Origin of the sequence: Sulfoacidibacillus thermotolerans (genome assembly GCF_003144315.1) — a bacterium.
Taxonomy (GTDB): Bacteria; Bacillota; Bacilli; order Alicyclobacillales; family SLC66; genus Sulfoacidibacillus; species Sulfoacidibacillus thermotolerans.
On the sequence record NZ_MPDK01000027.1, the window covers coordinates 16,054 to 29,496 of the forward strand.

The following is a 13,443-nucleotide window of genomic DNA, read 5'->3' on the forward strand; positions in this document are numbered from 1 at the left end:
TTTTTCTTGGGGAAGCCTGTTTGCGGAGTGGGAATGGAACTGTTGCACGTCGTTGTTTTGATCGAGCTTGGCTCCTGGATCCTGAAGCAAAATGGGTATCTGCAATGCAAAAAGCATGTGAGGATGCACCTTCAGGAACAGTCACAGATCATGAAGTGGAGAAGGTTTTAGCGTATCCATCAAAGACAGTTAGTGCTCTTATTTTATTTAAAAATAATAAGAGAACATTAAGTGCATGTTTAGCTGCGTTGCAACGGGCGGTTGATGAGATAATCGCTGTGGATACAGGTTCAAGTGATGGATCCCGGGAAATTGCGGAGATGTATGGAGCAAAAGTCTATGATTTTCCATGGATCGGTGACTTTTCAGCGGCAAGAAACTTTGGATTGAAATATGTGAGTTCTGATTGGGTAATTGCGATTGATTCGGATGAGATCTTAGAATTAGGTGATCAAGATAATATTAGAATTACTGCAGGATTATTTCATGAACTTCAAGTTCCGGCGATTGTTCGGATTGTTCAAATGAATAAGTTGGGGAGGATCATCGTTCCTGCACTTTCCCAATCTCGAATGTTCCCGATGAATAAAGGGCTTCATTGGGATGGAAAAATTCATGAAGTGATTACCTTTCAGGAATTTGTGAGAGATCGAAGAGTCGTTAGACCTGCAGTTCGAATTCGTGTATTTCATGATGGATATGATCCGGAGTCCGTAGACATTCAAAGTAAATACGATCGCAATATTACATTACTACTACAACAGCTTCAACAGGAACCTGATAATCCAAGTCTGCATTTCTTTATTGGTAGAGAGAGTTTGTTTTTAAAACGATATGATGTTGCAATCAAGCACCTTGAAGAAGCTGAGAGGTTAGGTCAAAAGATAACCGGTTATGGAATGGTTCCTGATATTATGCGGAGATTAGTTCAAGCATATGCTGAATCGGGAAATGTAAAAAAAGCTGAACAAAAAGCGGAAGAGATGATTAGCTTATTTCCAACCTATCCAGATGGTTTGTTTTTAAGGGCAGAGATCCGGATTCGAAAAATTGATCAAGAAATTCAAAAGGCATATTCAGAGATGCTTTCTGCGCAGAAAGCAGCAAATTCGTACCGAGGGATTACAGAAACGGATTCAACAATTGGAACATGGAAAAGTGAAGTGTATCTAGCAGACATCGCTCGTTGGTTGGGTCGATGGGATGAGGCAAGAGCGCGTTATGTGTCGGCGATTTCAATAGCTCCAGAACTTATGGAAATTAGAAAGCGTATTGATGAAATGGACCGTCAAATTCATTTACTTAGCGAAGCAACCACGCAAAATTGAAAGATGCAGACCATTAGAAAATTGGAATGAGTGTGAAACGTGTAATTTGTTATTTATAGATTCCACGATCAAGCACAGAAAGAATAATTGAAGAAGTTATTACCTCTTCAACCGCTTTTCTTTTCTCTGCTTCGACTACCCTGACATAGCGTGCTGTCGTTTGAATATTTGTATGCCCCATCAGTTCCTTGATCACCGTGAGATCGGCACCCGCTTGTCGGACAAGAAGGGTTGCGAAGGTCGAGCGAAACGTATGCGGATAGACTCTGCGATCATGTAACCCGGCTTTTTTTGCGTAAAAGTAGATCTTTTCGCGAAACGCAGTGGGGTGAAACGGTCGTCCTTTTTTGCTCAGGAAAAGTGCCTCCGAGGGGACTTTTAGAAAAGCGGGCCGCAGTTGTTTGATGTAGTTTTGTACTTGTGTGGCTATGGCTTGGCTAAGGGGAAGGGTGCGGTCTTTTGCGCCTTTTCCTTGGCGCACCGTGAGCTGACGTGCTGTGAGATCAACGTCTTTGAGTTGCAGTTGGATAAATTCCTGCAGACGAAGTCCTGTGTGCAGCAACAAGGTCAACATCACCTTGTCACGCGCTCCTATTTCAGTCTGTGTTGGGATGGCTGCAAAGAAGCATTAGATTTCCTCTTCGGAAAGAGGGTTTGGTTTAGTATGAGGAATTTTTGGTTTTTGAATTTTTTGCGCTGGGGTTTGTGTGAGAAGATCGATTTCAACGAGAAAGCGAAAGAATCCACGAATCGCACAGAGTTCCCGGTGCAGGCTCTTTGCTTTTACTCCACGCTCACCAAGAGCATAAAGGTAACTGCGGATCTCTGCAGTTGTAATCTGTGCCACATCCAGCATGCGGCAGCCTTTTTGTGCAGCAAGATGCGCCGTGAAACGGCGCAAATTACCCTGATAGCCCCGGATGGTCACAGGGCTGCAATTGCGTTCAAGCTGTAGATATTGTAAGTACTCCTTGATGGCTTGGTCGATGTCCATGTCGCGGATCTCCTCCTTGACGGGACGGCAAAAAGCGCCCCGAATCGAAACGTGGTGCGGCGCTCGGGGCGCTCGATGAAAGACGTACTTTTGTTTTGTACCTGTGATCATAAACGACTGTCGATGGCTATGCAAGAAACAGGAAACACAAATGCATCGAGTGATGTTCTCGCTGCATAGCGAGCACCCTTTCAGGGGATGCTCTACCTACAATAAAAAACAAAAACACCGGGAACGAAGTTGCGCGTCTCTCCTAGGAGCGGAGATGCGCAAGAGATCGCACGTTACACATGGAGAGAATGGCTTTGTTATACAGTGGGAAATGTGGAAAGAGGAAGGGACGCTTCTTGAGACACCACCCACTGCACATCGTTTGCACGAATCACACCGACAAGTTGACCTTGCACAATGAACTCATTGCGGTGCAGGCGAATCGAAGGGGCGCGATCACCTGTCACAGAAAGCAAGGGTTCCATGGCAAAGACATCTTCGATGCGGCGAACAATGGCCTCCTGGCCAATCCGAAGGAAACAGACGGCGCCTTCTTTTGTAGGCCAACCCGAATGCGCAAAAATCAAATAGTCACCAGAAGAGAAGCCAAGACCTTCGAATCCGTGATCACAAAGTCGTACTGCAAAACGTACAAAGATACTTTCCCCTGAGATCCATAGAAACGGCACCTCTTCTTGTTCGCACAAGGAGCACAAGGAGAGCGAGGAAACGGGAAACGGAACCGATCATCGGGATTTGCTTATTCATACTCCAACACCTAACTTTCAACCAGCAGGCGCGAAAAGGCCACGCCACCATGTAAATAGAAATACTCTGTGTTTCCAATCGTCAGACGGTAGTCATAGTCGCGACCGCATATTGGCCGGAGGGTATAGATCTGTTTTAAGGCCGTTTGAATACGTGTGGCACGAACTTGTGCCATGAGCTTTTGATAGTGCTGCGATCGCAAGGAAGATGAACCTCCTCGTATTTGCCCCTACCCATGACTCGCCTCGCAAGTTCAGAATCACCAGTTCTACCCAGGAAGATAATCCGTGGATCCATCCTATAGGTCTGCAAGCATTGACAACGTTTCGCCTCTAGATCTCGTGTTATAATGAAGATCAATCGATTTATAATCAATTGACATGTATAAATTGGAAGTGATTCTTTGTTAAAAGCGTATATATTATTTATTCTCGCAGGTTTAGCCGAAATAGGTGGTGGATATCTCGTTTGGATCTGGATGAGAAATGGTAAATCCGTATGGATAGGGATTCTAGGAGGATTCATTTTATTTTTATATGGAGTGATAGCTACTCGTCAAGCTTTCACATCATTCGGAAAAGTCTATGCTGCATATGGTGGAGTCTTCATCGTACTTTCCTTGCTTTGGGGATGGGGAATCACAAAAGAAACACCTAGTATAACAGATTGGATAGGAGGTGCGATTTGTCTCGCAGGTGTGACTGTGATGCTCATGGGATCAAAGTAGAATGTGCCCATTTCGTATCCATCGTATGGATCTGAGTATAACTTATGAATGGTTGCAAAGCAGACTGATCGATTTGCAAAACATCACTGATTTTTGCTAGGAATATTTTAAAATGATTATCTCGTCTTTCATTTAGATACGACCATTTTAAAAACAACTTTCCTACGCGTTTGCTATCCGAAGAAATTAATTCTCCCCTCACGTAATTCCGCAGTTTACGTAATTTCTATTTGCTAAAATATAGATGATTGCATTTCACATGTCTTATAGTATACAGCACGGGGGATGCAAGATCGCTCGGGGAGAAAAGCGATCCGTGCTTCAAAGGAACGATCTGTGAGGGAGAGATGCAGTTGAAGATTGTACTTTTGTCAGGGGGTTCGGGGAAACGGCTTTTCCCTATGTCCAATGAAGTGCGTTCCAAACAGTTTCTGCGCTTGTTAACCGATGAACAGGGCAACCGAATCTCTATGCTGCAGCGCGTATGGAAGCAACTTGAGCGGTCTGGATTAGCTCAAGATGCGTATATTTGCGCGAGTCCAGTTCACTCCGACCTTATCCAGAATCAAGTGGGCACGGTTCCGATGATCGAGGAACCTTCTTCGAAAGATACTTTTCCGGCGATTGCGCTTGCTACTTTATATCTCCAGGAGGTCTTACATTATAAAGATGAGTCAATCATTGTGATGCCGATTGATCCCTATGTCGAGCTCTCCTTTTTTGAAGCATTTCATTTATTAGAAAAATATACAAAAGAAGATGGGGTGGACATCGCGCTGATCGGAGTTCATCCTACGGCCCCTTCCTCAAAGTTCGGGTATATTTCAGTGGATCGTTCTGCAACAGAGCCATATCTCAACGTTACGAGTTTCGTTGAAAAGCCGAAGCTCGATCGCGCGCAACAACTCATTGAAGAAGGCGCTTTATGGAATTGCGGGGTATTTGCGTACCGGAGTAGTTTTTTGCTTGACTGGCTATCCGATCATGGTTATCCGACTACCTATCAGGAGATGCGCAACCACTGGACAGAGATGCCAAAGATCAGTTTTGATTATGAAGTGGTTGAAAAAGTTTCATCGGCCGTGGTGTTGCCGTATCGCGGCCTATGGAAGGATCTTGGCACGTGGGATGTGATGACCTCAGAACTAACCCAACCCTTGATTGGCAATGGAGTGATGGTGGATAACGTCAATACGCATGTGATCAATGAACTACATACGCCAGTTATTGTTGCGGGTACACACGATCTCGTCGTCATCTCCACGCCAGATGGGATTCTCGTCGCGGATAAACAACACAGTGTTGGGGTAAAGGAATATTCCCAGTCTCTACAACTTCGACCGATGTATGTGGAGCGTCGTTGGGGAGATTATCGTGTGATCGAACATCGGCATCTGCCTGATGGCGGGGAAATGCAGGTTCGTTACATTCGCATGGATGCACAAAAAAGCATCAGCTATCACATGCACCAAAATCACGAAGAGACATGGACGGTTGTTCGGGGTAGAGGGATTTTTGCAGTTGATAAAAAGCTGTTTGAGATCGTACCTGGATCTGTGATGAAGATTGAACGCAGCCAATGGCATGCGGTTAAAGCACTTGAGGAGCTAGAGTTTGTTGAGGTTCAAAGAGGAATGGACTTGTCTGAGGATGACATTGCCCGCAGGTTTATCACGTGGGAAGAGATTGAGCAGTTTATTGGGACAAGCTTATCCCGCAGCAAGAACTCAATGATCTTGCATGAATTCTAGTTTCATCTTTTTCGAGGATTGTTTAGTATGGGGATGAGTCATTTCACATGCAACAAAAAAGATCATAAGGATGGGGTTTTGGATGAATATGCAAGATCTGAGTGGTCAGCACAACTTTTATCGCGCATTTGAAGATCGTTATCGAGGATCTCGCGAATTAATTAAATCTCGGTTACAAGCCTATCTTCCTTTTATCCTTCCTTTACAAACGATTTATCCGGAGTGTCAAACGATTGATCTAGGGTGTGGAAGAGGGGAATGGTTGGAGCTATTGACGGAATACAGATTCCAACCTTTTGGTGTGGACCTTGATCGTGGCATGCTTATGGCATGTAAAGAAAGAGGATTTTCCGTAGCGGAGATGGATGCGGTCACAGCTTTGCGTGATCTACCAAAGGAGAGTCAAGTGGTTGTCTCAGGTTTTCACATCGCGGAACACTTGCCTTTCGAAGCCTTGCAGGCAATTTTTGAACAAGCACTCCGCGTTTTAAAGCCCGGTGGATTCCTAATCTTAGAAACACCTAATCCGGAAAACATCCAGGTAGCTACGGCGAATTTTTATCTCGATCCTACGCATCAGCGCCCTCTTCCTCCACTATTGCTTTCTTTCCTGGCTGAATTTTATGGATTTAGCAGGGTGAAAGTCCTGCGCTTACAGGAACCGCAGGAACTCTATGCAAGGGAAAAATTCTCGCTGAGTGATGTGATCGGTGGGGTGAGTCCAGATTATGCGATTGTCGCACAAAAAAACGCTCTTCCTTCAGTTCTTGCGCGATTTGAAGAGGCCTTTGCAAAGAATTATGGGGTTTCTTTAGAAATGCTTGAGGGCGTGTTTGAGCAACGGATCTTAAACTTGGAGAATCAAGTGCAGCAAACAGCCCAAGCAATGAAGGAAGTGAATCGCCGCGCTTTAGAAGCGATCCGCTCAGCAAGTGAAGTAGAGAAGAAAATAGTAGAGATGGAGATTCGAATACGGGAATCAGTTGAAAGATCAGAGTCGTTGGAGCTACAAGTTTATAAGTCGGAACAAAGAGCGATCGCAGCAGAAAGAAAAGTGATTGAACTTGAGAGGAATCTACGAGGCGGTGAGTAGTGTTTCTCTCTTCATAAATGGCAGAGATCGTGAATTTTTTAACTTAAAAAATCAAATAGAACAATCTAGCATCTTTATCATAGATGAGTTGACTATAAAAATTCAAATGAGGGAATGTGAATTCAATGCAAAAGACAGCCTTAATTACCGGAATCACGGGTCAGGACGGCGCGTATTTGGCTGAATTGCTTTTACAAAAGGGATATCGTGTGGTGGGAACTTATCGCAGAACAAGTGGATTAGATACGTGGCGACTGCGGTATTTGGGGATCGAGTCGCGCGTTCTATTAGAAACGATGGATGTAGAAGATCTATCAAATCAAATTCGCGTATTACAAAAATATACTCCAGATGAAATTTATAATTTGGCTGCGCAGAGTTTTGTCGGCGTCTCCTTTGAACAACCCTTGCTCACAGCGCAAATCACTGGGATTGGAGTTGCCAATCTGCTTGAAGCAGTACGCATCGCACATCCGAAAGCTCGTTTCTATCAAGCGAGCACGAGTGAGTTGTTTGGTAAGGTGCAGGAAGTTCCACAGACAGAAAAAACGCCTTTTTATCCACGAAGTCCTTATGGGGTTGCAAAGCTCTACGGTCATTGGATGACCGTGAATTATCGTGAATCCTATCAACTATTCGCGTGTGCAGGAATTCTTTTTAATCACGAGTCTCCTCTTCGCGGGATCGAATTTGTTACCCGCAAGATTACCGATGCAGTGGCGCGGATTCGGGCAGGGAAACTCAATGAACTCGTCTTAGGCAATCTTGACGCCAAGCGTGACTGGGGATATGCCCGTGAGTATGTGTATGCGATGTGGTTAATGTTGCAACAGGATGAGCCGCAGGATTTTGTGATCGCCACAGGGAAGACGCATTCTGTTCGGGACTTTGTGGAACTGGCTTTTGCAGCAGCGGGGATTTCATCGTGGCAAGATTATGTGAAAACGGATCCCCAATTTTCGCGCCCAGCGGAAGTTGATCTCTTGATTGGGAACCCTCAAAAGGCAAAGGATGTTTTGGGGTGGGAGTCACAGATGGCGCTCGATGAATTGGCCGCGCTCATGGTAAAAGAAGATCTACGACGTCAAGGGATTTAGGCGGTGCAAACATGCGGATATTGGTGACTGGGGCAAATGGCTTTGCGGGACGGCATCTGATTCGCTTGCTGGGTCAACAATCTGATGTTGAATTGTTCGCTGGAGTGCATCGAATCGATGAGGTAGCTACTGAATTCACGAGAGAATTCAACGCTCAAGTGTATCCATTTGACCTTGGGGATGAACGTTCGATTCAATCGCTGATCCAAGCCGTTCGTCCCGAACAAACCTATCATCTGGCGGGCATAGCAAAGACATTTGGCGTCTCAGTGCAAGAGTATTTTCGCTTAAATAGTTTAGGCGCCTATTTTCTAGGCAAATCGATCTTAGAGACTTGTGGAAAAGATGCGAGACTGCTCTATGTCAGTTCCGCAGGAGTGTATGACGCGACTCACAGTCACATTCTCACAGAATCGACTCCTGTACAGCCAAGTTCGGAGTATGGGGCGAGTAAGGCGAGCGCTGAAGCGTTTTTATGGTCTCTCTATGCAAAAGGATTGGACGTGGTTATGGTTCGGCCATTTAACCATACGGGCCCAGGTCAAATGAGGGGTTTTGTTTGTCCTGATCTGGTCTATCGCTTAAAGCAGAGTCTTGCCAGGATCGGCAGTGGGGAAGTGCCACAACTTGAGGTGGGGAAGCTCCACTCCGTGCGTGATTTTACCGATGTACGGGATGTGGTGGCAGCTTATCAACTGATTATGCGCGATTTTCAGTCGGGCAGTATTGTGAATGTGGCATCTGGAAAAGGCATTCGAGTGCAAGAGATCATTGATCTACTCGTGCATGAGGTTGCAGGGCTTAAAGATGTGCAACTCATCTCTGCTTTAGAACAGAGTTCACGAACTGATGATGACGTTGTAGTCGGAGATTCCACGCTCTTACAGCGCACAACGGGCTGGGAACCGCGCTATTCGATGAAGGATTCACTCCTTGAGTTATGGAATGAATCGTTTTTTGATTGAATCGTGGATTCGTGTTTTATGGAGAGTCACTGCTCATAAACTAGATACATACACCTAAATTAGCTTCCTACATGCGATTTTGCGATAAATTCCTCAAAGAAAGGAGTTGCGCAATGAAACTGCTGGTTACGGGGGGCTATGGTTTTATAGGGAGCAACTATATCCGCTATGTGTTGCAGCAGCATAAGGATGTAGAGGTTGTGAATGTCGACGCACTAACATATGCAGCGAGCCTTGCGACGTTGCAGGATCTGACGCACGAGCCGCGCTATCAATTTGTCCATGCAGATATCACAGCAGTGCAGCAGATGGAGGAGGTGTTTGCGCAAGGGGTGGATGTGGTCGTGAATTTTGCGGCAGAGTCGCATGTCGATCGCAGTATCTTGGACCCTTCGCGCTTTGTCAAAACAAACGTACTGGGCACGCAGGTGCTGCTTGATGCGGCCCGCAAACACGGGGTACAGAAGTTTGTCCAAGTATCTACGGACGAGGTGTATGGGACGCTTGGCAACGAGGGCTACTTTACAGAAGAGACGCCGCTTGCGCCAAACAGCCCCTATTCGGCGAGCAAGGCGGCGGCGGATCTGCTCGTGCGCGCCTATCATGAAACGTATGGGTTGCCTGTTTTCATCACGCGCTGTTCAAACAACTACGGTCCGTATCAATTTCCCGAGAAGTTGATCCCGCTGATGATTATTCACGCGCTCGAAGATCGTCCGCTCCCTGTTTATGGGGATGGCCAAAATGTGCGAGATTGGCTGCATGTAAAAGATCACTGCGCAGGGATTGATGCAGTGGTCGCGCGCGGCAAGCCAGGTGAGGTATACAACATTGGCGGGCACAATGAACGGACGAATCTTGTGGTGGTTCAAACGATCTTACAGGCACTTGGCAAGCCAGCTTCGCTGATTCGCTTTGTGCAGGATCGGCCGGGGCACGACCGGCGCTATGCGATGGATCCGACGAAGATCCAGCGCGAGCTTGCGTGGCAACCGAAGTACACGTTTGAAGCGGGGATTCGCGAGACGATTCAGTGGTATCTGTCTCATCGGTCCTGGTGGGAAGCGATCCGCGATGGCTCGTACCAGGCGTATTACCAGCAGCAGTATGGCGAGCGATTGGGGGATGGGCAGTGAAAATTGTCGTCACGGGGGCCAATGGACAACTGGGGCAAGATCTGTTGTTGCAAGGGGCAATAAAGCAGCATGACATGGTGGGGCTTGGGCGCGCTGAACTTGATGTCACACAGCTTTCGTCTGTGCGCTCACAGTTGCATGCGCTGCAACCTGATGTGATTGTACACGCGGCAGCCTATACCGCAGTAGATGCGGCAGAGTCAGAGGTTGAGCGTGCGTTTGCGGTCAATGCATATGGCACACGCAATCTCGCGCTTGTGGCCAATGAATTGGATGCGCGGCTGTGTTATGTGAGTACGGACTATGTGTTTGACGGGGAGGCGACACAGCCTTATGGGGAGTATGACATGCCCCATCCGAAGACGGTGTACGGGAAATCAAAATTCGCTGGTGAGCAACTGGTGCAGCAACTCAGTCATAAGCACTATATCGTGCGCACGTCGTGGCTCTATGGTCTCCATGGTGCAAATTTCGTAAAAACGATGTTGGAACTTGGCCGTGAGCAGCACACTGTGCAAGTCGTACAAGATCAAGTCGGGTCGCCAACGTACACGGTAGATTTGGCGAACTTTGTTCTTGACCTTGTGGGCACAGAGTTTTACGGGATTTATCACGCATCCAATACGGGCGCTTGTTCGTGGTATGAGTTTGCACAGGCGATTTTTGCGCTGGCGGGGCTGTCCGTGCGTGTGACACCGTGTACGACGGAAGCTTTTATGCGTCCCGCGCCGCGCCCGCGCTATTCCGTGCTCGACCATCTTGCGCTGCGTGCACAAGGGCTGTCTGATTTGCGTCCGTGGCCTGAGGCGCTTGATGCCTTTTTGCAAGCGTATCGCACGACAGCAAAAGGAGTGAAGGATTTTGCGGATCATCAGTGAAACATTTGGCGGCGTGTTGTTGCTAGAGCCTGTCGTGCACATGGATGCGCGCGGTTTTTTTATGGAGAGCTTTAAGGCGCAGGATTTTGTCGAATGGGGACTGCAGGTGCAGTTTGTACAGGATAACCATTCGCTTTCACAAGCGCCTGGGACCCTGCGGGGGTTGCATTATCAGTTAGCGCCAAAAGCGCAAACGAAGCTAGTGCGTGTACTGACAGGCGCCATCTATGATGTCGTTGTCGATCTGCGCAAAGCATCGCCGACGTTTGGACAGTGGGCCGGATTCTTGCTGTCGGCGCACAATTTTCGTCAACTGCTGGTGCCAAAAGGTTTTGCGCATGGGTTTTGTACGCTTGTTCCAAACACAGAAGTCTTCTACAAGGTCGATGAATCCTATTCTCCTGCACACGATCGCGGCATTTTGTGGAACGATCCAGATGTAGGCATTGAATGGCCTGTTTCGCAGCCGATTCTGTCAGAGAAGGATCAACGTCATCCAGTTCTCGCGGCAGCCGAACTGTAGGCGCGGCGTCGGCTGTTCACGGGCGATTGGAGTCTTCCTGCTGATCGGTTTGTGGAGGTGCTTCTGTGAGTTGTTGGATCACTTTGGTCAACCAGTCGACTTCGACTTGCATGTGCATGAGGCGATGGTCCAGCGAGAGCGCAAAGCCCAAGTAATGTTTGTGTTTGGGGGTGTTTTCTAGAGACTCGATTTGCTTATACAGATTCTGCAAGCGCACGCGGAGCAGGTCTATGACTTCCTCTTTTGGCAGGGGTTCAAGAAATAACAACCCCATCTCCCCAGGATCAATCGGCAAATCCGAGCGCATGAGATTTTTGCGTAAAAGTGTGAAAAATTGCTTTTTTGCCTTCTGCTGTGATTGAAAACACTTTACGTAAAGGCCGATTCCCTTCTTGCAGCAACTCTACACTCACAAGACCCGATCGACTCATCCGCTCTAACAAGGCATAAGCAGTCGATTTTTTCATGTCGTTGATTTGATCGCCGTGTGCGCTTTGCATCATCAAAATGCCGATCTATAATCTGAATGTGATTAGTCATGCGCGGAATATTTGTGAGTGGTGAATGCAGCAACGCCAACCGTTCACTAGGGGGGATGGGCTCTGTTTAAGAAACTGATCGTCATTTTGTCGATGTTACTTACGGTTTTTATTGGGTTTGGGTTACTCATTCCTGTCTTGCCGCTGATGGTCAAACAAATCGGCGCTTCTCCATTGCAGTTGGGGTTGATGTTAGCTCTTTATTCAGTCATTGCGTTGCTCACTTCTCCGCTGTGGGGGCATCTCTCAGATCGCGTAGGTCGAAAACCCGTGTTGGTGGCTGGGCTTCTGGGTTTTGCTCTAAGTTTCCTGTTATTTGGTTTGGCCGAGCACATGATCTGGTTGATGTATGTGTCGCGTGTCATTGGCGGTGGGTTTTCTGGTGCGGTCTCGGCGACGGCGATGGCGTACATCGCGGATGTCACGGGGGTGGAAGAGCGTACGCGGGGCATGGCGCTGGCTGGCGCAGCGATTGGCATGGGATTTATTATCGGTCCTGGGGTCGGCGGGTTTTTGTCGCATTTTGGGCTTCGCACGCCGTTTTTTGTTGCAGCGGCACTAGCTGTTGGCAATGCGCTGTGGGGCGGGCTCGCTTTGCGCGAAGCTCCGCGTGATGGAGCTAGAGGGGGAGAAGCCTCGCTTTTGCAACGTCGCTCGTGGACGCTTGCGCTTGCGGGTTCCTTAAAGTATCTCTATTTCGTAGAATTTGTAGCACAGTTTGCAGTATCCTGTTTAGAGGGGACATTCCAGTATTTTGAGATCTTAAAAATTGGTGCAACTGCGAGTGAAATCGGGGGTATGTTTTTTCTCTCAGGTCTTGGCGCAGCCATTGTGCAAGGAGGATTTGTTCAGCGATATGTGAAGCATGGCAAAGAGTTGCCTGTCTTGTTTCTTGGAATGAGCGTTTCTGGACTTGGACTTTTACTGATCCTTTTGTCGTCAAATTTCTGGACGGCCGCTTTGTTTATGACCGTTTTTAGCGCGAGTAACACGCTGATTCGCCCACTTTTGACTTCGTTGATTACGAAACAAACAAAAGCAGGATTTGGGCTGGCCAATGGGTTTCTTTCTTCCACGGATAATTTGGCGCGCATTGTTGGGCCTATTTTTGCTACGGCATTGTATCAAATCCATCCGAGTTTCCCATATCTCGTAACGGCGGGGATTACCTTTTTGGGGCTTAGTTTGCTTGTGATCTATCGACGCAGGGCAGCAGCGCAGGCCACCTTGCAAGCCTAAACTCGCCAATCTGGAAACAAAAAGAAAAGAGGTGAAACATCTGCTACTACACAATGAACACGGAGAAGAAGGAAAACCATGGAATGCGTGCTTTTGTCTATGTTTTTAGTAGCAGATGCATACATGGGGAAACAACTGCATCCATTTTCTATTTTGATCGCAATCGTGCTTGGGATTGAGTTTGTCTTTGGGATGATTGTTAACCTCTTTGTTTCGATTCCCTCCGTGCTTTTGCATCCACAAGGGTTTGAACAGTTTTTATTGAATCTATCTAAAACTAGGTTATACTATTCATATGGACAGATTAGCAACGATAGGTGAAGCCTCAAAGATACTTGGAGTCTCCATCTCGACGCTCCGTCGTTGGGAAAAAGAAGGGCGTTTGCAACCGGATGAAATTACTCCTGGAGGCCA

17 protein-coding genes are annotated in these 13,443 nt (G+C 47.2%); 12 read left to right on the forward strand and 5 right to left on the reverse strand.

All coding sequences use genetic code 11. The annotated features are described in order from the left end of the window. Window positions 1-104: 104 nt before the first annotated feature. Entirely contained in the window at window positions 105-1,328 is a 1,224-nt protein-coding gene (locus tag BM613_RS12180) for a tetratricopeptide repeat-containing glycosyltransferase family 2 protein (RefSeq protein WP_181363121.1), read from the forward strand. A gap of 49 nt (window positions 1,329-1,377) precedes the next feature. Here BM613_RS12180 and BM613_RS12185 read toward each other — a convergent pair whose 3' ends face one another. The 3 genes from BM613_RS12185 to BM613_RS12195 all read right to left on the reverse strand — a co-directional run bounded on the left by BM613_RS12185 (window position 1,378) and on the right by BM613_RS12195 (window position 3,020). Beyond that, window positions 1,378-1,941 (reverse strand): tyrosine-type recombinase/integrase, encoded by a 564-nt coding sequence (locus BM613_RS12185; protein WP_342767169.1) that lies wholly within the window; start codon window positions 1,939-1,941, stop codon window positions 1,378-1,380. A 15-nt stretch (window positions 1,942-1,956) separates the two neighbouring features. Continuing rightward, complete coding sequence (locus BM613_RS12190; protein WP_181363122.1) at window positions 1,957-2,322, reverse strand: site-specific integrase; 366 nt, start codon at window positions 2,320-2,322, stop codon at window positions 1,957-1,959. A gap of 308 nt (window positions 2,323-2,630) precedes the next feature. Next, entirely contained in the window at window positions 2,631-3,020 is a 390-nt protein-coding gene (locus tag BM613_RS12195) for a hypothetical protein (RefSeq protein WP_181363123.1), read from the reverse strand. 464 nt (window positions 3,021-3,484) lie between these two features. Here BM613_RS12195 and BM613_RS12205 point away from each other — a divergent pair, with 464 nt between their 5' ends. The 8 genes from BM613_RS12205 to rfbC all read left to right on the forward strand — a co-directional run bounded on the left by BM613_RS12205 (window position 3,485) and on the right by rfbC (window position 11,251). Further along, on the forward strand, window positions 3,485-3,808 hold the full coding sequence (locus tag BM613_RS12205) for a YnfA family protein (RefSeq protein ID WP_109431460.1): 324 nt from the start codon (window positions 3,485-3,487) through the stop codon (window positions 3,806-3,808). Window positions 3,809-4,161: 353 nt separating this feature from the next. Continuing rightward, window positions 4,162-5,559, forward strand: a complete 1,398-nt coding sequence (locus BM613_RS12210) for a sugar phosphate nucleotidyltransferase (RefSeq protein ID WP_109431461.1) — start codon at window positions 4,162-4,164, stop codon at window positions 5,557-5,559. Window positions 5,560-5,641: 82 nt separating this feature from the next. Further along, complete coding sequence (locus BM613_RS12215; protein WP_219930686.1) at window positions 5,642-6,652, forward strand: class I SAM-dependent methyltransferase; 1,011 nt, start codon at window positions 5,642-5,644, stop codon at window positions 6,650-6,652. A gap of 125 nt (window positions 6,653-6,777) precedes the next feature. Beyond that, a complete protein-coding gene (gmd, locus tag BM613_RS12220) occupies window positions 6,778-7,749 on the forward strand; it encodes a GDP-mannose 4,6-dehydratase (protein ID WP_109431463.1) in 972 nt (323 codons plus the stop codon). 11 nt (window positions 7,750-7,760) lie between these two features. Next, entirely contained in the window at window positions 7,761-8,714 is a 954-nt protein-coding gene (locus BM613_RS12225) for a GDP-mannose 4,6-dehydratase (protein WP_109431464.1), read from the forward strand. Window positions 8,715-8,827: 113 nt separating this feature from the next. Next, entirely contained in the window at window positions 8,828-9,850 is a 1,023-nt protein-coding gene (gene rfbB / locus BM613_RS12230) for a dTDP-glucose 4,6-dehydratase (protein WP_109431465.1), read from the forward strand. Beyond that, a complete protein-coding gene (gene rfbD, locus BM613_RS12235) occupies window positions 9,847-10,728 on the forward strand; it encodes a dTDP-4-dehydrorhamnose reductase (protein WP_109431466.1) in 882 nt (293 codons plus the stop codon). The genes rfbB and rfbD overlap by 4 nt, the downstream gene beginning before the upstream one ends. Further along, window positions 10,712-11,251 (forward strand): dTDP-4-dehydrorhamnose 3,5-epimerase, encoded by a 540-nt coding sequence (rfbC, locus tag BM613_RS12240; RefSeq protein WP_281267861.1) that lies wholly within the window; start codon window positions 10,712-10,714, stop codon window positions 11,249-11,251. Before rfbD ends, rfbC begins: the two co-directional genes overlap by 17 nt. Before the next feature lie 16 nt (window positions 11,252-11,267). Here rfbC and BM613_RS12245 read toward each other — a convergent pair whose 3' ends face one another. Both BM613_RS12245 and BM613_RS12250 read right to left on the reverse strand, forming a co-directional pair. After that, the gene (locus BM613_RS12245; RefSeq protein WP_109431467.1) at window positions 11,268-11,558 is read right to left on the reverse strand and encodes a hypothetical protein; all 291 of its coding nucleotides are present in this window, start codon (window positions 11,556-11,558) and stop codon (window positions 11,268-11,270) included. After that, window positions 11,536-11,754 (reverse strand): PadR family transcriptional regulator, encoded by a 219-nt coding sequence (locus BM613_RS12250; RefSeq protein WP_109431468.1) that lies wholly within the window; start codon window positions 11,752-11,754, stop codon window positions 11,536-11,538. Before BM613_RS12250 ends, BM613_RS12245 begins: the two co-directional genes overlap by 23 nt. Window positions 11,755-11,877: 123 nt before the next feature. Between BM613_RS12250 and BM613_RS12255 the strand changes: the two genes are divergently transcribed. The 3 genes from BM613_RS12255 to BM613_RS12265 all read left to right on the forward strand — a co-directional run. After that, window positions 11,878-13,029, forward strand: coding sequence for an MFS transporter (locus tag BM613_RS12255; RefSeq protein WP_109431469.1), 1,152 nt, complete (start codon window positions 11,878-11,880; stop codon window positions 13,027-13,029). Between the two features lie 123 nt (window positions 13,030-13,152). Further along, on the forward strand, window positions 13,153-13,350 hold the full coding sequence (locus BM613_RS12260; RefSeq protein WP_181363125.1) for a hypothetical protein: 198 nt from the start codon (window positions 13,153-13,155) through the stop codon (window positions 13,348-13,350). Next, on the forward strand, window positions 13,325-13,443 hold a 119-nt coding region (locus tag BM613_RS12265; RefSeq protein WP_146192811.1), incomplete at its 3' end, for a MerR family transcriptional regulator. The genes BM613_RS12260 and BM613_RS12265, both read left to right, overlap by 26 nt.